Below are 24,491 nucleotides of genomic sequence, written 5' to 3' on the forward strand. Positions count from 1 at the left end.
TCTGTTTCCTTACTTTTGTGGATAACGACTTTCGAGCTGCTCAACTTGCTCTTGCGTTAATGTTGTAAAGCCGTGTGGGCGTAAGGTGATGTACAGACGAGCAGTATCTTCTAATTCTTCAGTATTAAAGAATGCTTGTCTTAATGTTTTCCCTCCCACTACGGGGCCATGATTCGATAACAATACCGCGTTATGGGTCGGTGCCAATTTGGCAATTTCCTCACCAATACGGTCATCCCCCGGAGGTAGGTACTCAATTAATGGTAATTTACCTACTCGCATCACGTAATAAGGGGTGATTGGCGGTAAGCAGTTTTTAGTATCCAACCCCGGCAAACAAGATAATGCGGTCAACCAAGGGGAATGAAGATGGACAACCGCTTGGCAATCAGGGCGTTGTAAATACATCGCCATATGCATAGACACTTCTTTCGTTGGTTTATCACCGTCTATCCAGTTACCTTCGGCATCTAATTTGCTCAATCTGTTTGGGTCTAAATCGCCAAAGCTTGAATTTGTGGGTGTTACAATAATGCACCCATCAGGTAACCGAGCACTAATATTTCCTGCACCACCGCTGCTATATCCACGGTTAAACATTGACTTAGCCCAATCGACTAGTTCTTGGCGCAGCGCCTTTTCATCACTCATTAAACATCTCCTGTGCAAACTGGAAGAAATTTTCTTGGCCGAAATTACCTGATTTCAGCGCTAACCAGCTACCGCTTGCTAAATCTTGTACCCATGGAACACCAGGGGCGATTGGTGAACCAATACTTAATTGTTCTGTACCTAGGCTTTGAACTACTTTCCCTGAGGTTTCACCACCAGCAATAATAAAGGTGTCATACCCTTGTGATTGAAGTAACTTCACAACCTCTCCAAACACATTTTCAACTGCTGCGCTGGACTCTGCTGCACCGTATTTTTCTTGCGTTTTTTTCAGTAATTCAGGTGGTTGAGTGGCATATAATAAAGGTGCTAACCCTCCACCTTGCTGTTCTTGTACCCAAGTAGCTAAAAACTTTGCATACTCAGGATTAGCTAAACATTCACCAACATCTAAGGCCTTTGCTGGGGCAACTTTTTGATAAGCCTGTACTTGCTTATTAGTCATAACCGAGCAACTGCCTGATAAAATAACCGTTTTCCGAGTTGTTCCCGTTGGCTTTTCACCTCGAGCGCTGTTTTCACCCCATGCACATTGGCTATCAATGTTTGCTAATGCGGCGCCTAAACCGGACCCCCCGGTCAATAGAGGCATAGTCTTTACTGCCTGTGCGATAGGTAACAGATCATCCATCGTCAAGGTATCAACAATGGCGTAATTCACCCCTTGTTGGGCTAATTCAGTTAATTGTGACTTAACGGCTTCGCTACCTTGTTGGATGTCAGCAAGTTTGATTAAACCCGCCTTACCTTTTGACTGTTTTTCCATCACCCGTAATAAATTTGCATCAGTCATTGGTGTAACTGGATGGTGCTGCATACCGCTTTCATTGAGCAATTGACCATTAACAAACAAGTGGCCATGAACTACGGTTCGACCATTAACGGGCAGCGCAGGACAAACTAATGCGAGAGTCGTACCGAGTTGTTTCATCAATGCATCAGTGACTGGGCCGATATTTCCTTTTTCTGTCGAGTCAAATGTCGAGCAGTATTTAAAGAAAATTTGTTGGCACTGGGCTTTTTTCTTCAACCAATTGCATGCATTCACTGAGGCATTGACTGCTTCATCCACTGGGCAAGAACGACTTTTCAAGCTAACAACAATTGCATCAACACCTTGTGGTATCACTGTGTTTTCATCAGGTTCATTCAATAATTGAACTACCTTCCAACCGTTTTGCACCATAAAACCTGCAATATCAGTTGCACCGGTAAAATCATCGGCGATCACACCTAACTTCACTGTCATGCTTTTTTCTCCGGTAAAGTAATACCTTTAAATGTTTTGATCACAGCACTATCATCTTGCTGCCCAAACCCCTCACTGCTAGCTGAAATAAACATTTGGTGAGCTGTGGCTGCCAGTGGTAATGGGAAATTTAGCGCCTCCCCCGTTTCCATTACTAACCCTAAATCTTTCACAAAAATATCGACGGAGGATTTCGGGGTATAATCACCGTCTAATACATGTTGCATACGGTTTTCAAACATCCATGAATTCCCAGCCGCATGAGTCACAATGTCGTACATTACCGCTAGGTCAATACCCGCTTTGGATGCTAAGGCCATGCTTTCCGCAGCAACCGCAATATGCACTCCAGCCAATAGCTGGTGGATCGTTTTTACTGTTGAACCTAAACCGACTTCGTCACCCACACGATATAGACGTTCAGAAATTGCTTCGAACACGTGTGATAGTTTTTCAAATAATACAGGTGCTCCTGATGCCATAACGGTTAACTTGCCATCCGCTGCTTTAATGGAGCCCCCTGAAATCGGCGCATCGACCAGAGGTAACTGGTATTCAGCAAGGCGTTGAGCAATGCTTTTGGTTTGCTCAGCCGCTAAGGTGCTGTGTAAAACAATGATGGTGCCTGGACGTAGCTGCTCCACGAGTGGTTTTTCACCCGAAAATAAAATAGCCTCAACCTGACGACCATTAACAACGACCAGTAATAAAGCATCAATGAGATGAGCAAATTCTGCTGCATCTTGCCCAACGCCTTTTGCCCCTGTGCGAAGAAGGCGTTGGCAAGCATCTTGGTTTAAATCAAATCCATAGGTAGAAATATTATTTTTTATTAAAGATTGGGCTATCCCCATTCCCATGGAACCAAGGCCAATAACGCCAATATTATTAACGAAATTTCCCATAATGACCCCTGATGTTGTTAATCTTCGTGACTGTTGTGAATTTTCACACAATAAAATTCACAAACACATGACTAACGTCACATTAAGAATAATATAAAAAATAAACAAAATAGACGTAACAACTTGAATAACAATAAATTAATGATTTAACATCACTACAAAGACATTCACAGAATAATGTGATAAAAAATGTGATGCTGGTTGTGTTTATTTGTTCCACTACAATATGCTGAAAAATATATTTTTAGGCTAAGTTGTCCTCAGTACGTTATTTTTATTGACCTTAAGGCTAAATCGACCAAAATAACCCGCTACTTTTTTAGTGTCATGTTCCATACTAGGGTTATATCTATAGCTGTTAAGCATTAGCTGACATATTGTGAGGAGTTAAAATGGGTTTATTTGAACAAGTAATGGGAATGGTTGCTGGCGATAAAATGCAACAATTTCAATCAGTCATCGATTGGCTTGAAAACCAAGGGGGCTTAAGCGGTGTTGTTGAAAAGTTTAACGAGCAAGGGTTAGGCGGTGTTATTGCATCTTGGATTAGTGAAGGTGAGAACTTGCCTATCGATAATAACCAGCTAATGCAAGTATTTGGCAATGTTAATATCCAAGAACTCGCTCAAAGTGTCGGCCTTGATGCACAGTCAACTTCAGATTTAGTGGCAAAATACCTTCCGCAACTCGTCGATAATGCGACACCAAATGGAGAAATCCCAGAAAACTTGGATCTTGCCTCCATTGGTATGAACCTTCTGAAATCAAAACTCTTTGGTTAAGCGTTAGCTGGTTGATAAACCTTATTTTAGGCTTATCAACCATTTTATGGACAGCAAAACGCTATTGCGTTTCTTTGTGAGAAAACTGTTTATCTAAAGGCTCACTGAACCAACGCCCATTAAGTACTTGCGTTATTATTTGCTGTTTCTCTTCTGGGGTTACCGTATTATCTTGCTCAATCAAAGCAACAACATCATCGTATTGATATGGTTTATTACTCATATAAATAATTGATTTTATTTTATTTGCATTAATAACAAGTAATGATTCCCCTGCTTGTTCATTTTCTGGTGACCAAGGCTTCCATTCAATTTGGCCTTTATTCGATGGTACACCATTCAATAAAAAATTAGCTAAGTAGCCATTAAATTTCTGTCTGACATCTTTCGTCCCCTCTAATTTAACCAATTCTTGAGTGAACGGGCTAAACTTTGTTTTATCCCACAGTGCCAAAAAAATACCATGGAAAGAACCTAATGGGGCAAGTTGGCTGCCCGTCACAACTTCATCACTACCCAAACTAAATTCCACACCATAAATCGGTGCCTTGTAATGAGGGTACATCTTTTGGGCCGATTGATTCACATTAAACAGGCTATAAAACAAACTGCCATATTTATTCGCAAAATCATATTGATTCAAAAGGCGAGTATTCGTCGCTAATGAGCCATCTGCTATTGCCCCCGCAAAGCGCTTATCACCTCGAGCAAATAAAGAAAACTCCCCCTGCCCAGTGACCATGATAATGGGGACTGAGTGATATGCGTTTGTTTCAAAACCATTTTTAGGTAGCACAACCCCATCTCGATACAGGTGTGGAAACTGTGACATTCTAATGCCAGCATCGCCAAATAACGTCGCTAGGTCTGCGGCTGGGAGTTGATAAAGATACGCTTTAACATCTGATGAGCCGCTTAAAAGCCACTCTTTCGCTAAATCTAGTGTTGGTTTTTTATTATCTCGAACCACTAACTTGGCTAATCGGTCAGCAAAAATTTGTTCTGCTTGGTTTTTATTTGCCGTTGTCATTCCTCCGCTAAATACAATCGCTTTATTGAATGAGTTCTCAAATATTGGGGAGATCAGCATTGCCATAACATCTCGTCCCCCCGCAGAGAAACCGGAAACGGTAATGTTATTTGGATTTCCACCAAATGCAGCAATATTTTCTTTTACCCAATCCAGTGAAAGCTTAATGTCTAATAACGCGTAGTTTCCAGAGTCTTCTATCTTATCCCCTGTGTTAAGTGCTTGAAGAGGGTTAAAACCGAGTGCGCCAAGACGATAGTTGACGGTAACGATCACTGCATTTAGTTCCGTTGCAACCAACTGAGGGTTAAATTCGGCTGAAGTCCCTGTTTGGTTATTTCCACCATGTAGGTAAAACAAAACAGGGAGGTTTTTCTGATTATCGTCAGGCCTATAGATATTAAGATTCAAACAATCTTCAGTACCTATCGCCCCTGATTGGCTAGTTTGAATACAATTTTGAGCAGGCTTAGTCGCATCAAACGTTTCAGACCACTGGCTCACTGGTTCTGGTTTTTTCCAGCGCAACTCCCCTTGAGGAGCTTTACCATAAGGAATACCAGTCCATGTGACTAACGACTGTTGTGTACTACCTTGGACTTTTCCATTTGTTGTTTCAATAATGTGGTCAATAGCATAAGCCGATGAACTCCAAATAGAAATTAATAAAAATACCGCTGTACTTGTTTGTAACAATGATTTTTTCATTGGTATTTTAAACATATTGTTTTCCCTATTAATTTGGCAAAAAATCGCATTCACATTTAGTTTTATTATCAACAAAGAGTAACTGAAATATATAACCGCATTTTTAAATTATTAAAGTTAAATTTTGTGCTAATTTTATAAAAAAGGGCAGGTTCCCCCTGCCCTTTGTCACTTACTGACTTTATTTTTAGTGCTCACTTCTCAGTTGTTTTGCTGCTTGAACCATATTGGCTAAGGCTTGACGAGTCTCTGACCAACCGCGGGTTTTTAATCCGCAGTCAGGGTTAACCCATAAACGTTCAACAGGAACACGTTTTTCCGCTTTTCTCAGCAACGCGACAATCCATTCCACACTTGGCACATTTGGTGAGTGAATATCATACACCCCAGGCCCAATTTCATTTGGATAATGGAAAGTCTCAAATGCGTCTAGCAAGTCCATATCCGAACGTGATGTTTCAATGGTGATCACATCCGCATCCAATGCAGCAATGGAATCCATGATGTCATTAAACTCGCAATAACACATGTGGGTATGAATTTGAGTATTGTCTTGTGCAACTGCAGCACTGAGTTTGAATGCATCAACCGCCCATTTTAAGTAATCTGCCCACTCGTCTCTGCGCAGTGGTAAACCTTCTCGTAAGGCAGGCTCATCAATTTGAATAATGCCAATCCCCGCTTTTTGTAAATCATCAACCTCGTCACGTAATGCTAACGCAATCTGTTTCGCAATCGTTTCACGGCTAACATCTTCACGAGGGAAAGACCAACAGAGGATCGTCACAGGGCCTGTCAACATCCCCTTAACCGGTTTTTCTGTTAACGATTGAGCATACTTTGCCCATTCCACTGTAATCGCCTCTGGGCGGCTAATATCGCCAATAATGACAGGGGGTTTCACACAGCGCGAGCCATAGCTTTGCACCCAACCATTTTGGGTGAAAACATAGCCGTCAAAATGTTCACCAAAATATTCAACCATGTCATTACGTTCTGCTTCACCATGAACTAGCACGTCAATATCTAAAATTTCTTGTTCTTTAATCGCTTGTTTAATGTGCTCGCTAATATTGGTGCGGTAATAAGTTTTATCCACATTACCTTTTTTAAAATCTAAGCGTAATGTTCTAATTTCACTGGTTTGAGGGAAAGAGCCGATGGTTGTTGTTGGCCATAATGGCAGGTTAAAGCGCTCACGTTGACGCTGTGCACGCTGCGAATACGGGCTACTACGTTGTGTATCACCATCACGAATAGCCGCTAAACGTTGTGCTACCGCCGCGTTATTCACCCTAGTTGATGTTTTGCGAGCTCGGATTGGCGCACTATATGTTTCTAGTGTAGCAATATGATTTTCTGTTGGTTGATTTAGCGCTTTTGTCAGTAAAGCGAGTTCTTCACATTTTTGTATTGCAAAAGCAAACCAACTTTTCACTTCTGTATCTAAACGGGTTTCATCATTCAGGTCAATGGGGCTATGCAGTAATGAACATGAGGTGCCAACCCACAAATTACGCTGACCTAATAACGGTTTCACCCGTGAGAATTTTTCACCTAAATCGGCCTTCCATACGTTACGCCCATTGATAATACCGAGTGATAATACCCAATCTGCGGGTAGCGCTTTATGTAGCTCTTCAATATCATCAGCGCCTGCCACAACATCAACATGTAAGCCTTGAACAGGGAGGCTTTTAATTAAATCTAAATGGTGGCTAATACCATCAAAATAGGTGGTTAACAGCAATTTTGTGTTACCCGATAGCGCCTGATAAGCCTGTTGATACGCTTCTTGCCATTGCGCAGGTAAATCTAACACTAAAGCAGGTTCATCAATTTGTACCCATTCAATACCTTTTTCTGCGAGACGTGAAAGAATTTCCTGATAAACAGGCAATAATTCATTTAGCAATGATAAACGGTCAAAGGCTCCACCTTTAACTTTCCCTAACCATAGGTAAGTTATAGGGCCAATAATCACAGGTTTTGCTTTATGACCTAACGCTAATGCCTCATCCACTTCATCAAATAATTGCGTCCATGATAATGCGAACTTTTGCCCTTTTTGAAATTCTGGCACGATATAGTGGTAGTTGGTGTTAAACCATTTAGTCATTTCCCCTGCTGGGGCTGGTGTTCCCGTTGGTGCACGACCACGAGCGACACGAAATAGTGTATCTAAATCAATTGAACCATCTTCATTTTGGTGACGCGGAGGCACATTTCCTAATAGTAAGCTGGTTGTCAGTACTTGGTCATACCAAGCAAAATCACCAACAGGTAATAGCTCAACTCCCGCATTTTTTTGTTGTTCCCAATGGCGAACGCGTAATACGTGACCGACGTCTAATAGAGCAGCTTGGTCAATCTTGCCTGCCCAATAATCTTCTTGTGCACGTTTTAATTCTCTTTTTAGTCCAACACGTGGAAACCCAAGCGTATGATTTATAACAGACATATTGACCCCTTAAAATATTTAGCCGTCTAGATGTTTACACATCTATAATCAACAGGTACTGTATAAAGCACAAGCGCAAATTATTCATTATCACGGTGAAGGTTTTTCATGATCGAATTAAAACACTTAAAAACATTGCAAGCGCTCAGCCAATACGGTTCATTAGCTGCAACGGCGACCCACTTGCACCAGACACAGTCGGCCCTGTCTCACCAGTTTAGTGATTTAGAGCACAGACTAGGTTTTCGGCTATTTATTCGCAAAAGCCAACCATTACGTTTCACACCACAAGGCGAAGTTTTGCTGCAACTCGCACAGCAAGTCTTGCCATTAGTGAAAGATGCGATCCGCGTATGTAATGAACCTGGCGTTTGTGCATTACGTATTGCCATTGAGTGTCACAGCTGTATTCAGTGGTTAACCCCTGCTTTGCAACAATTTCGGCAAACTTGGCCACAAGTCAGCGTTGATTTTAAATCAGGTGTCACTTTCGACCCCCAGCCGGAGTTACTCTCAAGGGAATTAGATATCGTGATGACATCTGACATATTGGCAGAGCAAGGCCTACACTACACACCTATGTTTGACTATGAAGTGAAACTGATTGTCTCCAATGACCATCCGTTAGCCAAAAAGCCGTATATTGAGCCCCATGACTTGGCAGACGAAACCCTGCTCATCTACCCAGTACAACGGGATCGCTTTGATGTTTGGCGTCATTTTTTACAACCAGCTGGGGTCTCACCCAATGTAAAAAATGTAGATAACACATTAATTTTAATTCAAATGGTTGCAGCAAAAATGGGGATAGCAGCGCTCCCTCACTGGGCGGTTGATTCCTTTGAAAAACAAGGTCTGATTAAAACAAAAACACTGGGGAGTGGTTTATGGAGCCGACTGTACGCTGCTTGCCGTGAGGGGGAGCAGCGCCAGCCAGCCATTGAGGCTTTTACTGCGACCGCGACGGATCATGCTGTGGAGAACCTGTCTTATGTAAAGGGCGCGAAAGGATCCAACGCCTATGCACCCAAAGAGAAGCAATTATCAAGCTCGATCCTATGGTAAAGCTCAACCAATCAGGGTGCTGTTGCCAAATAGCAAAATTCACTAATAACCCTGCTGGAACCATCATGTTATTCATTATAGCAAGGGTTCCAGCATCAACTTTTGTGGCACCATAGTTCCACATAAAGTAGCCAATTCCTGACGCCACAATGCCAAGCCACAATAATACCCCCCATTGAAGCGTTGTCGTTGGCATCATTGATTTATTGCCAAATAACAACCAGCCAATCAGTGCAACTAGCGTAGCGCCCAGATAAAACCATGAAAATGCCTGATGTTGAGGAATAGGGTGTATTTCCATCAACCGCTTATAACCTACCTGCCCAATAGCAAAAAAGATATTTGCTAACTGCACGAAGAGTAAACCTAACCAAAAAGATTCACTTAAGTGATCATAACGTATGATAGCAGCACCAATTACAGCGAGTAGTGAGCTAAATAAGTAACCTTTACGGAGTGGTTGTCGTTCTAACAAATCATAAATCAACGTCACATATAACGGCGTTAATACCGTAAAAAGTAAAAACTCAGCTACCGTTAGGTATTGATAGGCATGGAATACAAAAAGATACATCACCCCAAGTTGGCAAGCACCTACCGCCATATACAGAGCAATCACCTTGAGGCTAAATTGACGCCAACGTAAGAAAGGTAAGAAAACTAACGAAGCAAGTGCAACACGCACCAATACCGAAAACCAACTGTCAACTTGGCCAGCAAGGTATTCGCCTATAAGACTAAAAGACGCTGCCCAAAGCAGCGTCGTAATAACAAGTAACCACATAATGCTGTATTTTGTCTCAAACTTAAGGGGTGTGAGTAGAATACTCGTTTTTTAGCCTTAATGCTCTTTTTCGATCAATACAGCTTCCAATAAATCCAAGTCAACCAGTAAAGATTGTAGCGTTTCGTTGCTGATTTTCTTCGTCGCACGTAAGTGATAGAGCTCACCGCGTTCCGCACGAAGCGCGGTTAAACGGAAACGACGCTCCAAGTCTTCAATCTGCAAGCTGTGTTCTATTTCATCCTGCCCAGCCGTTCGGCGCCTTAAATACCCCGTCACACGGGATGCCACCTCGCTAATATCTTCGGAATCTAGCTTTTCCTCGACATCCGCAGATAAACGCTCTTGCATTTTATTTAAGCTGACAATCGCGACTTCAGCCATTGCGGCTTTAGCCATACGAATTTCGTTAGCATCGGCATCCTTATCACCCACTTTAAAATTACGCAGTAATAAGGGTAAAGCGATAACCCCAGCAAAAATAGAGAATAGAATCACCCCCGCAGCAATAAAAATTAACTGGTAACGAGCAGGGAATGGAGAGCCATCGGTTAAAAATAGAGGGATTGAAAGCACACCCGCTAAAGTAATTGCCCCACGAACCCCTGCGAAGGAAGCAAGCCAGAGTTCACGCACAGTATAATTGGCAAATTGCAGTGGTTTTTTCTTTAAGAACAACCGGCTAAACCTTTTCATTAGCCACAGCCAGCAGAAACGGAGTAACAATAAAGCAAAGTAAATCACGGCTACCGCTGCAAATAGCATCCACGTTTCTACACTAGGGTCAAGTTCTGCTTGGATAACTGACGTTTCCCAGATACCCGGTAGCTGTAGCCCTAACATAATGAAAACTAAACCGTTAAAGACAAACTCAAGCATTGACCAAACGCTATCTGCACGTAACCTCATCGCTAATGGAGCGTTACGGATCACACCTGATTTTGTGATGGTCATCCCTGCTGCAACTGCCGCTAAAATACCTGAAAAACCAATATGCTCTGCAATCATATATGATGCGAATGGTAACAAGAGCATAAACACAATTTGTGTTGCTGGGTCGTCACCACTCCAACGGCTCATAAGGCGCAATGATTTACTGTATAGCCAAGTAACGATAATCCCCGACAGTAAACCACCCACAGCGACTTTGAAGAACTCAATGGTGACACCTGAAGTGCTAAACACCATCGTGCCCATCGCAATTGCGACGGCAAATTTTAATGCAACCAGACCGGAAGCATCGTTCATCAGAGCTTCACCTTCAAGTACGCTCATCATCCGCTTAGGAATTCGCCCTTTCCCAACAATGGAAGATAACGCTACGGCATCTGTAGGTGACAATACCGCGGCAAGCGCAAAAGCGGCAATTAAAGGTATACCCGGCATTAACCAGTAAATTAAATAGCCAATGCCGATTACAGTCACTAACACCAAAACCAACACTAAAATAAAAATTTCTCGGCCATTTTGGAAAAATTCACGTGTTGGTGTCTTCCAACCATCAACAAACAGCAAAGGTGGGATCAGTAGAACCATAAATAGTTCAGGGTCAAAAGTGACATGCAAGCCAAATTGAGGCCATGCAAGTAATGCACCGATAGCAATTTGAATGAGGGGAAGCGGAATTCGAATAGGTAAAACTTTAACGGCAACTCCAGAAATAGAGACCGCTAAAATCAGAATCAAAATAGTAAAGAAAATTTCCATGTTGCCCTTACTGATTAACCAGACGACCAAAGTCTAAAATTTGCCTGCCGCCGCATAGTAAGAGATAGCACCGTCCAGACCATGATTGTTCAAATCGAGCCAGTAACGAGTGGAAACTATGGACTTCCACTTGGTTCACCGCCTTATATCTATTTTATCCTTAGCAATTATTTTTCGGGGAAAAAATTACCATTTTGCGATTAATCGATATAAAACGTTAAATAAGGCGATAAGATCGCCTTATTTAAATATTATGAACCTTAAATAGCTAATCCTGAGGCATAAAATACCACTAAAAGCACCGCAATAATCACAGTTCCCACATTCAGTTTACGCCATTCACCCGCACAAATACGGCCAATCACCAATGCGGCGAAACCAAGCATAATACCAGTCACAATATTACAAGTTAAAACAATAAACACCGCACACAGTAAACCTGACATTGAATCAACAAAGTCATCAAAATCAAGTTTAGAGACATTACTTAGCATCAACAGGCCCACATACATCAATGCAGGTGCTGTCGCATAAGCAGGCACTAAATAAGATAATGGTGATAAAAATAAAATTAAGAGGAAGAGTACCCCAACAACCACAGCCGTTAACCCTGTACGACCACCCGCTGCGGTTCCTGCTGCTGATTCAATATAGACTGCGGCAGGAGATGCACCGATCGCACCAGCAAAAATACTACTCACTGAGTCGGCAGTTAGCGCCTTACCACCATCAATAATTTGCCCATCTTTATCTAAAAGGTTAGCTTGCCCCGCAACAGCACGAATTGTCCCTGTTGCATCAAAAACAGCTGTCATCACCAACGCAAGTAAGCTTGGTAATACCATGGGTTGTAAAGCCCCCATAATATCCATACTAAATACTAGAGATAGCCCATCGTCACCCAATGATGGTAATTTAAAGAAACCTTGATATTGGACAGCGGGGTCAAAAATCAACCCAATAATTGAAATAGCGATAATCACCAGTAGAACGCCGCCCGGAACACGACGTTTTTCTAAACCAAAAATAACCGCTAGCCCAACGAGTGACATTAACACAGGGAAAGAGGTAAATTCCCCCAGAGCGACGGGTAAACCTGCATTTGGGTTTTTGATCACTAAACCAACACCATTTGCTGCGATTAGCAATAAAAACAAACCAATACCTATCCCTGTACCATGGGCAATCCCCATTGGCATATTACGTAAGATCCAGCTACGAATACCTGTAACAGAGATAATGGTGAATAAACACCCCATTAGAAAAACGGCGCCTAGTGCCACGGGTATACTAATTTTTTGCCCTAAAACTAAGCTAAATGCAGTAAAAGCTGTCAATGAAATCGCACAGCCGATGGCCATTGGCAAATTTGCCCATAGCCCCATCAGCAAAGAACCAAACCCCGCCACTAAACATGTTGCAATAAAAACAGCGGTTGGAGGGAAACCAGCCTGCCCCAGCATACCAGGCACAACGATGACAGAATAAACCATCGCTAAGAATGTAGTTAGCCCTGCAATGATTTCACGGCGAACTGAAGACCCGCGTGCTGTTATCTTAAAAAATGAATCCAATTTACAGTTGGATGACGCCTGTTGGCCTGACATGGTGTACCTCTGCTGTTAATAGTAAACGAATACTCTCAAATAGTGCTGACGCCTAACGCATACGTTGACGTAAACGATTACGTTTTCAAAAAATAAAACCAATTGAGAATAAATTCTCTATAAAAACAGTTACGCAATCGTTTGGCTTTGAAATTAGAATAAAACGTATTGTGAGGAGGGCAATTATCGTTCTAAAACGGGCTAATGATCAAGTGTTTTTAGCATATCCCCCTGATATTCCCCCTTTCGTATTCAACAAAGGCTTATCAGTTTTTTTGCTAAGTACTTCCTTAAGGATAAAAAATATCTATTCCCCTCTGAGCCTTAAACGGACTTTCTAAAATTCCCTTTATTTTCATCGTAGTTATTTTAAGTAAAAATAACTAATTACTTTTCATATAGCGTTTGTTTAAAGAGAGTGATTATTTTTCTTGGTATAATCACAGAATATTTTCTTACAAAACGAACAACTTAAAAAATATTTATTTATGGTAGAATAATTTTCATACAAACCATTAAACATGCTTTTTTACGTTGTTTTTATTGAGAAAATAAAACATACATGGAGTGAATATAATTCATATATATATACACTCAATTATTGTCAACCATAGTTATAATTCTGATTTATTTATAATAACGAACACAAAAAACATATTAAAATGTCAAATAAGAATACATCAATAATCACTTTACAACGGGGTGTTTTACTACTTTTTATTTGTTTCCTCGCAATGTATTTATTACCGGGAATATATAGCCATAGCCCTTGGAAGCAAGATGAAAATTATAGCTTTGGCATTATTCAAACCATGTATGAAACTAATGAATGGTTAGTCCCAACAAATGCGGGTGAACCATTCATGGAAAAACCTCCGCTTTATTATTGGGTTGCTACTATTACATCCCATTTATTTTCTGGTTTTATGCCCCTTTATGATGCAGCTCGTAGTGCAACTTTGCTGTTTTCAGCGCTCAATTTCGCTTTCTTTTTATGCTTAGCGCGCCGCTTTTTCCAAGCTAAAGACTTTACGGATACACGCATTTGGTTAGCTTTCGCACTCTATGCCTGTGCCCCAGGGGTTCTGCGCCACAGCCATGATATGTTCACAGATGTTGCTCTTATGGCTGGGGCAACTATCGGCCTTTATGGGTTACTCGGGCTAATACAGCAACAGAAACTGTTGATGTCTAGCCTTTGGTTATCCCTAGGGACGGTAATCACAATGCTCTCAAAAGGGGTTTTCATCCCCGGCGTTTTATGGATTTGCTTAATTTTATCCCCTATTTTTATTCGCCAATGTAGAACCAAGCAATTCTGGCTATTCAGTTTATCCGCAGGGTTAATCGCCCTTGTTGCTATTTTACCTTGGCCTATCCATTTATACTTGCAGCATCCTGACTTATTTATGGTGTGGTTTTGGGAAAACAATATTGGTCGCTTTTTCGGGTTTTCTGTCGAAAAATTAGGTGCAAAAGCCAATTTAACACGTATTCCAGCTGCCGTTTTATTGTTCGCCTTTCCTTCGGGTCTACTAGCTACAGCATATTTTTTAAGGCACCCTATCAAGCGGTTATTCAATCAAAACCAATATTTACTCACCCTATTTCCTTTATTAGGCATTGTTTTTTTGCAGCTTTCAGCTTCAGGTCGTGCCTTGTATTTGCTCCCATTTATTGCCCCAATGGCGATTTTAGCAACACAAACACTCTTAGCTGCTCCAGCGAAAATTTTACGTTATATTTCATATTTCGCGGCAATATTCTGGTCATTACTGATTCTATTTCTTTGGGCCTGTTACCTAATAGCATTAACAGGCCACCAGCAAGAATGGCTCAGCCCTTTTAGTCGCTGGCTACCGATGAGCTACCAGATGCCATTTTCCTCAGTGGCTTTTGTGAGTGGCTTAGTCATTACCTTAGTTTGGTTTTTACGTAATAAAATCATCGCTAACCCTATTTCACCTGCATTTCAGATGATGAAAAATTGGTTACTTGGGCTATGTTGCGTCTGGGGCGTGATTTTAACCTTATTTCTCGGATGGGTTGATTACACTAAAGGTTTTGAGGGAGTTTTTGTCGATTTAAATCAACACTTAGCAGGCCAATTTACTGCAACTGACTGTATGGCTTCAGATAATATTGGCGAATCAGAAGCACCCATGCTCTATTATTACACTGGTATCTTACACCAACGCCAAGATCGTTTTGAGCGCCCCGCACAATGCCGTTGGTTAATTGTACTATCAAAAGAAATTAAACCGGCCCCACAAGGTATGAAGTTATTTTGGCACAATCATAGGCCAGATGAAGATCGTGAAAACTTAGTGGTATATAAAGCTATTGAGTAATCGATAAGCGGTGTACTCCCTACCTGTAGTGCACCGCTAAATTAATTAATTTGTTAATTGTTCAATAGATTGAGCACTGTACTTCTCACGAGTAAACCATAAAAAGATAGCCGCAGATAAAATCAGTAACACTGGTAGGCCTGAAGGTGAAATAGATGTAGCAATGCCCCCTAACAGCGGCCCAGATAAATTACCGATCCCCCACAGCATAGCGGCAGCAGCATTCGCTACAATTAATTCATTCCCTTTAAAATACTGGCCTATCTGGACTAATGCGATGGTGTAAATTGCCCCTGCTGTTGCCCCTAAAACAAACAACAACCCCCAAATAAGATAAGGTTGGTCTATCAAAAAAGGGAGTAAAAAACTTGCACCTAATGTCACAACACCACAAATTCGATACAGTTTTTCTCTATTCATATGGTCAGCTAGCCAGCCAAACGGCAGTTGCATAATCGCATCACCGGCTAAAATTGCGCTAATCATTAATGCAGCAACAGCCTCTGTGTGGCCCATCCCCATCCCATAGATTGGAAACATAGATAGAATAGTGCCATCAAAAAAAGCAAAAAATAAAATCCCACCGCAAATACCTGGGGCAATTTTTACAAACTGAATAATAGAGAAATTAGACTTCGCGGCAGCCTCTGCGGAATGATCACCAACTTTTTGATCCATCAAAAGAAATAACGCCACCGAAATTAAATGGATCAATGTACAAATTAATAATGGTGATTTGTCTTCCACGCCATAATAAGCAATAAATGATGGCCCGAGTAATTGGCTCACTGTAAAAACAGTCGTATAAATCGCCAATATGCGGCCCCGCTTATTTTCTGGGGATAGTTCATTGATCCACGTTTCCCCTAAACAAATCATCACACCACTAGCCAAACCAGTAACGAGCCGCAAAGGAAATAATAACCACAGCGGTAAGGTACTGAGTAATGGCAATAAACTCACAGCAGAAATGATGGTTGCCAATAACATGGCCTTTCGCTTACCTGACCATAACACAATACGTTGGACTACAGGCGCGATTAAAAACATCCCTAACGCAGGTGCTGCGGAAATAATGCCAATATACAATTCATTGACACCATAATTATGTAACCTAAGCGCGACCATCGGTATACTTAACCCGATCACGATACCAATAACAGCAATACTCATGGTGATCGTAAAAATAGCGAAAAACGGGGAACGACGACAATTTTGCAAAAACTGATTATCAGAGCTCATTTTGAACTTAACTCGTTTCCTCTTCAAAAGAAACAGGTTTTAACTCCATGAATAAATAACTATTTAAAATAAAAAACCAATAAGCCACTAATGAAAACTATAGTTAGCTCATCAATTGTAGCATGACTAATATATTCCGCTATTTATCTCTACAAAAGCAGATTGTATTATTTATTTTAATGCCTTAGTTGAACTAAAGAACAAAAAAATATCGATATAACAATGCGATTCCTGAGACTAAAATAACAATATTAATAATTTTCAAAAATGCTTCACGGGAAATTTTTAAGGTAATATGCCTACCCGCCCAAATACCGATTAACATTGCCGGGGAAAATGCCAAAGCAATCAATAAAATATCAATATTTAGATAAACACCCATAACCAAGAATATGATTACTCTGGTAAGAGTACTAAAGCCAATCAGTGTCATCTGAGTGATACGAAAACGTTGTTTATCTTCAATTCGGCTCGATAAATACATCGCATAGATAAACCCACCACTACCAAATAAGGCACTGAAAATACCGCCTATTAAACTGAATGGAACAACAAGTGCTTTGGAAAATGGTGTTTTCACTTTCTTGGAGAAGAAAGTGTTTAATACATAACCGATCACGAACAAACCCAGTAATAATACTAAAATATCCGGTCGCGTTTTTAATAAAATAGCGGCTCCAATTAAACTTCCTATTACCATTAGTGGAATTATCCATTTTATCTCTTGATAATCGGCTTTTTTCCCATCTCTAAATAAATTTAAAATGGCCGCAGTTAAATCAATTAGCGCTAATATTGGGACAATCATACTTAAGGGCAAATACATAGCCAGCACAGGAGTTGCGATAAGAGCTGAGCCAAACCCCGCCATACCAAAAACCAAATAAGCGAAAAGTAAAGTCACAAAACAAATCGCCATCTCTGGCGTTAATAACCCAAACGGCATACTGATTTAACTCCTAAAATTTTTGATACTCTCACTATAAATTTTTTAGGACAGATTAAATAGCCTTATTTTTTTGTGGGTAAATTTTAAAACTATATCAAAAAATAAAATAACCTCTTTAAATACAATATAAGATGGAGAATATGTGATTAGTTCTACTGAGTCATGTAGAATTAGCATAATGAATTGGAATTTAGGGAAAGCCATATTGTGGATAAAAAAATTAATATAAAAATTGGTCAAAAGATCCGTTTACTTAGGCAAGCTAGAAACCTTTCGTTGAATGAACTATCTCGCCTATCTGGGATCTCAAAAGCCGCATTATCCAAATTAGAATCCGGCGATTCAAACCCACGTATTGATACATTAGAATCGATTGCCATCGCGCTGCGTTTTCCGCTTAGCGATTTATTTACACGCCAACATGAAGCTTATCCCTACTTTGTCAAAGGGTCCTCGAGTGAAGAGGAATATTCACAGCAATTTAAATTCCGTATTAGTATGGGGAATATCTCCGAAATCTGGCAATTAACCATGAAAAGAGGGGCTATTATTAATAGCCCTGCGCATATGAGTGGAACCCATGAGCACATTATGGTGAATTCAGGTTCACTAATGTTGCGTTTGCATAACGATCAAAACATCATTCTAGAAGCAGGCGATTTTTATGCATTTAGCGGTGATTTTCCACATTCTTATTTATGCATAGAGGGAGAATTACAAGCGACTGTAGTCATGACTTACTCCCATATCAGCGAAGGTGTTTAAACCGAGGCATGTTGTGCATCATAGCTAATGCGCAACGTCCCTTTTTTATATTTCATCGACTTAATTGAAAAATGCGTAATGCTATCCAATGAACCAACGTGCGTTCCTCCGCATGGCATTTCTTCAGTTTGGTCGATATAACTGATCCTCAGCTCGTCGTTTTGTTTTATTTCAACTTTCCGGCCACTGCTAATGCTTTGATTAACAATATCTTCAATATATTGACTATCCAGTTTTTCAAACGGCACAACCTCACCATCCATCATACAAAACTCGACTCGAGATTCATCAGGAAAATGATGCCCTTTTTGTGCAAGCCAGCCAAAACGCCGTAATTCCCAGTTTAACAAATGCCCTGCGGTATGTAGTGCGGCATATCGTTGACGTTTTTCTCCGTCAATGGCTGCAACAACGGTGCTCTCTAAATTTAAATTTATCCCATCAGGGAGATAAGCAACAATCAAACCGTTCAGGTGTTTCTTAATACGAACGGGCTCATTATTAACCCAAGCAGTATCGGCGGGTTGCCCACCACCTTGTGGATGGAAAATGTTATCTTGTAGTGCAACCCAGTGCCCTTCCTCGTCACTACCTTGTTTTAATAGAACTGTTTCTACTTCATATTGGTAAGTATTGGTGAGATAAATGTTGTTCTGCATAACTTTCGTACCTTTTATTATTCAATTTAGCAGAATGTATTCGCTTTTCATTCCCTAAACTATTTCTATAACCGCTTAAATTTATACCACCTTTGTTCGCTTTAGGAAACCCTTATTTATGATACTACGTTGAAAATTAATCATGATAAAAAAAGCCCACACGCATTGTGTAGGCTATTAAAAAAGGTGCTGATAAGCATTACTGCAAATAATTCTGCATGGTTTCGAAGAGACGTAAATCGTCACTGAAACGAACTTCTCTCACATCTTCAAGCTTTTCAACTTGATTAATCATTTGTGATAGACGCTCGTCTTTTTGCACCAGCAGCCATATCCGGCTTTCATCTTTATTTTTAATTGGCATACAAAGAATGCCATCAACGTTAAAAGCTCTGCGTGCGAATAAGCCACATATATGTGACATCACGCCGGGATGGTTACGAACAATTAACTCTAAAGCTATTGGGTGATGTTCAAATGCCATAATTAAGCTCCAATCATATCAATGTTAGCTGCGCCTGGTGGAACCATTGGATAAACCTTCTGGTTAACATCAATTAAAACATGGATCAAACAAGGGCCTTTGGTATTCATCACCCTTTCCAGTGCCATTTCAGGATCTTCTTCATTATTTAAATCACACGTTTGTAAGCCAAAACCTGCCGCTATCTTAATAAAATCAGTTTGATAAGGATAAGCTGCCGCAAATATACGATTCTCAAAGAACAGATCCTGTTGTTGATGTACCATTCCCAACGCTTGGTTATTCATCAAAACAATTTTTATATTTAATTGGTGCTCGGCGGCTGTCGCCAGCTCTTGAATATTCATCATCAAGCTGCCATCACCCGAAAAACAAACAACCGTTTTGTCTGGCTCTGCTAATGCGGCTCCAATCGCCGCTGGTAAACCAAACCCCATGGTGCCTAAACCTCCAGAAGTCAGCCATTGGCGAGGGCGCGATAATGGATAAGCCTGAGCTGCCCACATTTGGTGTTGCCCAACATCAGTTGTGATAATCGCATCTTCACCCGCAGCCCGCGCAGTAGAAAGAACTAATCCATAATGATTTAACGGGTTGTCTGCCTCGCGGAGATCCAATGGGTATTTATTTTTCAATTCACTAACTTGATTAACCCATTCAGTACGTTCATTACGTTCAACTAAAGGTAATAATAGTTCCAAGATCTGCCCTGCATCTGCGTGAATGGCGATATCTGGTCGTTTAATTTTACTAATTTCCGCTTTATCGATATCCACATGAATGATTTTTGCATTAGGGCAAAACTTCTCTGCCTTCCCGATTGCTCTATCGTCAAAGCGTGCGCCAATAACAATTAATAAATCAGACTCTTCCATGACCATATTTGTGCTAGCAGCAGCATGCATGCCTAACATACCTAAATATAATGGGTGTCGCATAGGGATAGTGCCAAGCGCCATTAAGGTCATCGTCGTCGGTAATGAGGCTTTTTCCGCAAACGCAATCGCTGTTTCTGTTGAATCAGAACTAATAACCCCACCACCAAAATACAGTACTGGGCGCTTCGCATTATTAATCATTTCAGCTGCTTGCAGAACTTTTTCCATATCAAATGCTGGCGCTTTATCTTTCGGTAATACTTCTGGTATTTCAGTCAGTTCAATAGTGGCAGTTTGAACATCCTTTGGAATATCAATCCAAACAGGTCCCGGACGCCCTGACTCTGCTATACGAAAAGCATCACAAATAACTTGGGGTAATTCATTGATAGAACGAACTAAATAATTATGTTTAGTGACAGGAATAGAAATACCATAGGTATCAACTTCCTGAAATGCATCGGTCCCAATCATTGATGAGGAAACTTGAGCTGTAATACAAACTAGCGGGATAGAATCCAGTTTTGCATCCGCAATGGCGGTCACTAAGTTGGTCGCGCCCGGACCACTTGAAGAAATGCAAACGGCCGCTTTCCCTGTAGTACGCGCGATCCCTTGCGCAATAAACCCCGCACCTTGCTCATGACGAGCCAAAATATGCTGAATTTGCTTACTTTTACCTAAAGCATCATAGAACGGTAAAGCCGCCCCGCCAGGAATGCCCGAAACAATAGTAATACCATGTTTTTCTAATAAATAGACGATTAACTCTGCCCCTGTAAAACAGGTTTTATGTGGTGATGTAGTGCCCGATCCGCTCATCATAATTATCCTTTGCTAGCCTGCGACCCCAAGCGGAAGGTAATAAAAAACCCCGCTCGGTTTGCGCCGGCGGGGTTTCTAAATCTGCGTTGATTTGTACCCGTTACGGCGCTAAGCCCACGACCACCACCACACGCACGACCACCGCGGCACATGGCGCGGTTAGTAGTAGGTTTGAGTGATTAAAAGTCATGTTCACGGGGTTTTCCTGTTTAGTTTATTTGGTTTAACTTATTTGATTATTGTTCTTGCTTTCTTTAAGAAAACATAAATTTCTGATGATGACAATCATTTTTTTGCGTTTTAATTTCTACTAATCTCAAATGAGATATACATCACACTCCTCCTAAACCAACGAATAAACTGGGTATATCAATAAACTCAGAATTAAATTTTGATTAAATTTTCCTTTTTTACCCTGCATTAAGACTTGACTTAAAGTCAACTTGAAGTAGTACCTTATGTAATATTCTACAGAATTACCCTATTAAAAACATCTTATTACTTGATTTTAATAACTTTTAGTTGAGAGAGGGCTTATGCCAAAATCCGTTTGGTGGTTAACAACGACGCTTGCATTGTTTATAACCGGAAATGCCATTGTACTTTCTGTTGCTGTCGTGGTTGGAGAAAAATTGGCAACAAACCCCACTTACGCAACGCTCCCATTATTAAGCCAGTATATTGGTTTGATCCTCGCAACCATCCCAATTGCCTATGTAATGCAAAGGTACTCAAGAAAAATAGGATTTATTATTGGCAACATTGGCGGGTTAATTGGTGCTGGGTTATCTATACTTGGCGTTTTAGAAAGTAGCTTAATTTATTTTTCTATCGGGCTATTTTTCACTGGTATTGCAATAGGCACTGCACAACAATTTCGTTTTGCGGCAATCGAGGAAGCTCCTGTTTCTTTGCGAGCTAAAGCTATTGGGCTTGTTATGAGTGGGGGCATTGCTGCTGCGTTAATTGGCCCAACCCTAGCGGTTACCACCCAAGGATTTTTTGCAGAATACCCTTTTGCTGGCCCATTTATCATATTAGGCATCATTTATCTTATCGCTTTGCTTTTATTATTAATTGTCCCCTTGAAGAAGACTGTTAAGTCCACAACAGACGAAACCTTAGTTAAACGTAGCTATAAGGCTTTGTATTTACAGCCAATTTTAATGCTGATTGCAATTGTTAGTGCTGCAGGTTACGCCATTGTTGTCTTTACTTTTGCCTCAATTCCTTTATCTATGAAGCAACATGATTTCCCCTTTTCTTCAATTGCAATTGTATTTCAGTTTCATGTACTTGGCATGTTCGCTCCATCATTCTTTACGGGCACATTAATTCATCATTTAGGCGCAAAACGCATTATTTTCTGCGGTATTGTTTTATTAATTTTATCTGCTGTCATGAACTTACTCGCTAACCATTTTTATAACTATCTTTTCGCGGGTATTTTTGTCGGTGTAGCATGGAATTTAATTCTTATCAGCACGACCAACCTGCTACCACACACCTATGAAATACATGAACGTGCCAAAGTACAAGGAATGACGGATTTTCTTATTTATTTTTTTGGGGGAATTGGCAGCTTAGCTGCGGGTATGTTGTTTTTCACTCTAGGGTGGCAAGTGATGAATATCTTATCCGTTGTTATATCCATCGCAATTTTGGTCGGTTTTTGGCAGTTAAAAAGATATATTCCAACGCACCAATAAACCATTTAATACTCACATCTTAATTCTGTGCTTATGGTGTAAAAACAAGTTCATGATAGTTTGTTGCTCCATAAATATATCACCATAAGTCAAACAACACTGGTTGAGTACTAATTAAAATTTTGCATTATTGTTATTTCACAAATTAACAGCCTGTATTTATATCTGTTTATCTTTTATTTATTGGTAATTTACATAATCAGAGATATGATTAAAAAGTAACTAGTAGGAAAATATTATGTATAAAGAAATTACTGTTCCCTACCAAGGGAAATACACGGAATTTCAATCTACAGTTGTCAATGAGATATTAGTTTGGATTGAAATGAACTTAACCAATCGTCTATTACTCGACGATATTGCACTAAAATCGGGATATACGAAGTGGCATTTACAGAGGGTATTTCGCAAAGTTGTTGGGATACCTTTAGGTGAATATATTCGCCGAAGGCGGATATGTGAAGCAGCAAAGGACCTCTGCACGACCGACCTTCAAGTTATTGATATAGCAATAAAATACCAATTCGACTCCCAGCAATCATTTGCAAAGCGGTTCAGAGCATATTTAGGTACATCACCGTCAATTTACCGAATTTCCGGTGAAAGCCAAAATGACCCTTTACTACTGGAACCCAAAGTTGCCTGATACGCAATATGAAAATAAAATTTGTATATTCTTTTATTCAACCTTCAATACAAAGCTCCATGTAAGTTAATTACTGGAGCTTTTTCTATTATTACCTTAAGAAAATATTAATTTAAGAAACTCTTAATTTAAAATTAATAATCTCTTAAGGTTTAAAGTTATTATTTAATTTATTAAGATAAAAATAAAGGCCTCACAAGGAAGCCTTCATTATATTTAATATATTCCTCTAATTATATTGATAATTAGAATGGAATATCATCATCGAAATCCATTGGTGGCTCATTAGTTTGTGGTGCTGGTGCTTGTGAACGAGCTGGCGCACCACCGCCACTAAATTGTTGAGCAGCTTGAGCTTGTGGCTGCTGAGGCTGACCCCAACCCCCCTGACCGCCTTGCCCTTGTGATGACGAATCACCACCACGACCACCTAGCATTTGCATTGAACCACCGATATTAACAACAACTTCAGTGGTGTAACGGTCTTGACCGCTTTGATCTTGCCATTTACGGGTTTGCAAAGAACCTTCGATGTAGACTTGTGAACCTTTTTTTAAATATTCACCCGCAACCTCAGCTAATTTGCCGAAAATAACCACGCGGTGCCATTCTGTTTTTTCACGCATCTCGCCGGTTTGCTTATCGCGCCAACTTTCAGAAGTTGCCAGAGTCAGGTTTGCCACAGCCCCACCGTTAGGCATATAACGGATTTCTGGATCTTGTCCTAGGTTACCGATAAGAATTACTTTATTTACGCCTCTGCTGGCCATTTATTACTCCTGATGCATTGAATTTTAATCTCTGGATTAGCCGAGAAGTTTACCACGACCTCGCTGATTTGCACCACGAAATTGAAACTCCCCCTCGAACTTGCGAAACACTTTCCAAATTTTAGTGTAATTTCTGAGTGCAATTTCAGTATAGACACAAAATAATTCACCGTTTCCCCTTCGACAAATTCGTTCTTCCCTTGAGCTTATGTATAATTGTACATTTTTAAGACTAAAACTCCC

The 24,491-nt window shown here is 40.5% G+C and carries 21 protein-coding genes; 6 read left to right on the top strand and 15 right to left on the bottom strand.

The window, feature by feature from the left end; all coding sequences use genetic code 11:
* Positions 1-9 precede the first annotated feature (9 nt).
* From ACHB7C_RS13400 to ltnD, 3 genes are read right to left on the bottom strand one after another with little or no spacing between them, the layout of a single operon-like run.
* Positions 10-651, bottom strand: a complete 642-nt coding sequence (locus ACHB7C_RS13400; protein WP_042848837.1) for an aldolase — start codon at positions 649-651, stop codon at positions 10-12.
* The gene (otnK, locus tag ACHB7C_RS13405) at positions 644-1,921 is read right to left on the bottom strand and encodes a 3-oxo-tetronate kinase (protein WP_395347564.1); all 1,278 of its coding nucleotides are present in this window, start codon (positions 1,919-1,921) and stop codon (positions 644-646) included. Before otnK ends, ACHB7C_RS13400 begins: the two co-directional genes overlap by 8 nt.
* Positions 1,918-2,826, bottom strand: a complete 909-nt coding sequence (gene ltnD, locus ACHB7C_RS13410) for an L-threonate dehydrogenase (protein ID WP_395347566.1) — start codon at positions 2,824-2,826, stop codon at positions 1,918-1,920. The genes otnK and ltnD overlap by 4 nt, the downstream gene beginning before the upstream one ends.
* Before the next feature lie 392 nt (positions 2,827-3,218).
* On the opposite strand from ltnD, the gene ACHB7C_RS13415 reads away from it, so the two are divergent.
* Positions 3,219-3,608, top strand: a complete 390-nt coding sequence (locus ACHB7C_RS13415) for a YidB family protein (RefSeq protein ID WP_048608635.1) — start codon at positions 3,219-3,221, stop codon at positions 3,606-3,608.
* A gap of 61 nt (positions 3,609-3,669) precedes the next feature.
* On the opposite strand, the gene ACHB7C_RS13420 is transcribed toward ACHB7C_RS13415, so the two are convergent.
* A complete protein-coding gene (locus ACHB7C_RS13420; protein ID WP_349483869.1) occupies positions 3,670-5,361 on the bottom strand; it encodes a carboxylesterase family protein in 1,692 nt (563 codons plus the stop codon).
* A gap of 172 nt (positions 5,362-5,533) precedes the next feature.
* Positions 5,534-7,807 carry a 5-methyltetrahydropteroyltriglutamate--homocysteine S-methyltransferase gene (gene metE / locus ACHB7C_RS13425; protein WP_166687283.1) on the bottom strand — a complete coding sequence of 758 codons (2,274 nt, stop codon included), beginning with the start codon at positions 7,805-7,807 and terminating at the stop codon, positions 5,534-5,536.
* Between the two features lie 108 nt (positions 7,808-7,915).
* Between metE and metR the strand changes: the two genes are divergently transcribed.
* Positions 7,916-8,872, top strand: a complete 957-nt coding sequence (gene metR / locus ACHB7C_RS13430) for an HTH-type transcriptional regulator MetR (protein ID WP_042848842.1) — start codon at positions 7,916-7,918, stop codon at positions 8,870-8,872.
* Here metR and ACHB7C_RS13435 read toward each other — a convergent pair.
* From ACHB7C_RS13435 to ACHB7C_RS13445, 3 genes are all read right to left on the bottom strand, one after another.
* A complete protein-coding gene (locus tag ACHB7C_RS13435; protein ID WP_166685921.1) occupies positions 8,757-9,656 on the bottom strand; it encodes a carboxylate/amino acid/amine transporter in 900 nt (299 codons plus the stop codon). The two genes, metR and ACHB7C_RS13435, sit on opposite strands and share 116 nt — an antisense overlap.
* Before the next feature lie 57 nt (positions 9,657-9,713).
* Positions 9,714-11,363: a Na+/H+ antiporter gene (locus ACHB7C_RS13440; protein ID WP_048608641.1), complete on the bottom strand. Its 1,650-nt coding sequence runs from the start codon at positions 11,361-11,363 to the stop codon at positions 9,714-9,716.
* A gap of 260 nt (positions 11,364-11,623) precedes the next feature.
* Positions 11,624-12,970: an NCS2 family permease gene (locus ACHB7C_RS13445; RefSeq protein ID WP_042848844.1), complete on the bottom strand. Its 1,347-nt coding sequence runs from the start codon at positions 12,968-12,970 to the stop codon at positions 11,624-11,626.
* 662 nt (positions 12,971-13,632) lie between these two features.
* On the opposite strand from ACHB7C_RS13445, the gene ACHB7C_RS13450 reads away from it, so the two are divergent.
* Positions 13,633-15,321: an ArnT family glycosyltransferase gene (locus tag ACHB7C_RS13450; protein WP_395347569.1), complete on the top strand. Its 1,689-nt coding sequence runs from the start codon at positions 13,633-13,635 to the stop codon at positions 15,319-15,321.
* A 45-nt stretch (positions 15,322-15,366) separates the two neighbouring features.
* On the opposite strand, the gene ACHB7C_RS13455 is transcribed toward ACHB7C_RS13450, so the two are convergent.
* Positions 15,367-16,563: an MFS transporter gene (locus ACHB7C_RS13455; protein WP_048608645.1), complete on the bottom strand. Its 1,197-nt coding sequence runs from the start codon at positions 16,561-16,563 to the stop codon at positions 15,367-15,369.
* Between the two features lie 193 nt (positions 16,564-16,756).
* Entirely contained in the window at positions 16,757-17,509 is a 753-nt protein-coding gene (locus ACHB7C_RS13460; protein WP_042848847.1) for a sulfite exporter TauE/SafE family protein, read from the bottom strand.
* Between the two features lie 210 nt (positions 17,510-17,719).
* Between ACHB7C_RS13460 and ACHB7C_RS13465 the strand changes: the two genes are divergently transcribed.
* On the top strand, positions 17,720-18,277 hold the full coding sequence (locus ACHB7C_RS13465; RefSeq protein ID WP_042848848.1) for a helix-turn-helix transcriptional regulator: 558 nt from the start codon (positions 17,720-17,722) through the stop codon (positions 18,275-18,277).
* Here ACHB7C_RS13465 and ACHB7C_RS13470 read toward each other — a convergent pair.
* The 4 genes from ACHB7C_RS13470 to ivbL form a co-directional block, all read right to left on the bottom strand.
* A complete protein-coding gene (locus tag ACHB7C_RS13470; protein ID WP_042848849.1) occupies positions 18,274-18,936 on the bottom strand; it encodes an alanyl-tRNA synthetase in 663 nt (220 codons plus the stop codon). The genes ACHB7C_RS13465 and ACHB7C_RS13470 overlap by 4 nt on opposite strands.
* A 199-nt stretch (positions 18,937-19,135) precedes the next feature.
* A complete protein-coding gene (gene ilvN / locus ACHB7C_RS13475; RefSeq protein WP_042848850.1) occupies positions 19,136-19,420 on the bottom strand; it encodes an acetolactate synthase small subunit in 285 nt (94 codons plus the stop codon).
* Between the two features lie 2 nt (positions 19,421-19,422).
* Positions 19,423-21,120, bottom strand: coding sequence for an acetolactate synthase large subunit (gene ilvB / locus ACHB7C_RS13480; RefSeq protein ID WP_042848851.1), 1,698 nt, complete (start codon positions 21,118-21,120; stop codon positions 19,423-19,425).
* A gap of 103 nt (positions 21,121-21,223) precedes the next feature.
* A complete protein-coding gene (ivbL, locus tag ACHB7C_RS13485) occupies positions 21,224-21,313 on the bottom strand; it encodes an ilvB operon leader peptide IvbL (protein ID WP_105880933.1) in 90 nt (29 codons plus the stop codon).
* A gap of 346 nt (positions 21,314-21,659) precedes the next feature.
* Here ivbL and ACHB7C_RS13490 point away from each other — a divergent pair, with 346 nt between their 5' ends.
* Positions 21,660-22,832, top strand: a complete 1,173-nt coding sequence (locus ACHB7C_RS13490; RefSeq protein ID WP_349488765.1) for an MFS transporter — start codon at positions 21,660-21,662, stop codon at positions 22,830-22,832.
* A gap of 238 nt (positions 22,833-23,070) precedes the next feature.
* A complete protein-coding gene (locus tag ACHB7C_RS13495) occupies positions 23,071-23,478 on the top strand; it encodes a helix-turn-helix domain-containing protein (RefSeq protein WP_198861122.1) in 408 nt (135 codons plus the stop codon).
* A 245-nt stretch (positions 23,479-23,723) separates the two neighbouring features.
* On the opposite strand, the gene ACHB7C_RS13500 is transcribed toward ACHB7C_RS13495, so the two are convergent.
* The gene (locus ACHB7C_RS13500) at positions 23,724-24,248 is read right to left on the bottom strand and encodes a single-stranded DNA-binding protein (RefSeq protein ID WP_042848855.1); all 525 of its coding nucleotides are present in this window, start codon (positions 24,246-24,248) and stop codon (positions 23,724-23,726) included.
* Positions 24,249-24,491 lie beyond the last annotated feature (243 nt).

This window comes from Providencia sp. 2024EL-00732 (assembly GCF_044006275.1).
Lineage (GTDB): Bacteria > Pseudomonadota > Gammaproteobacteria > Enterobacterales > Enterobacteriaceae > Providencia > Providencia huashanensis.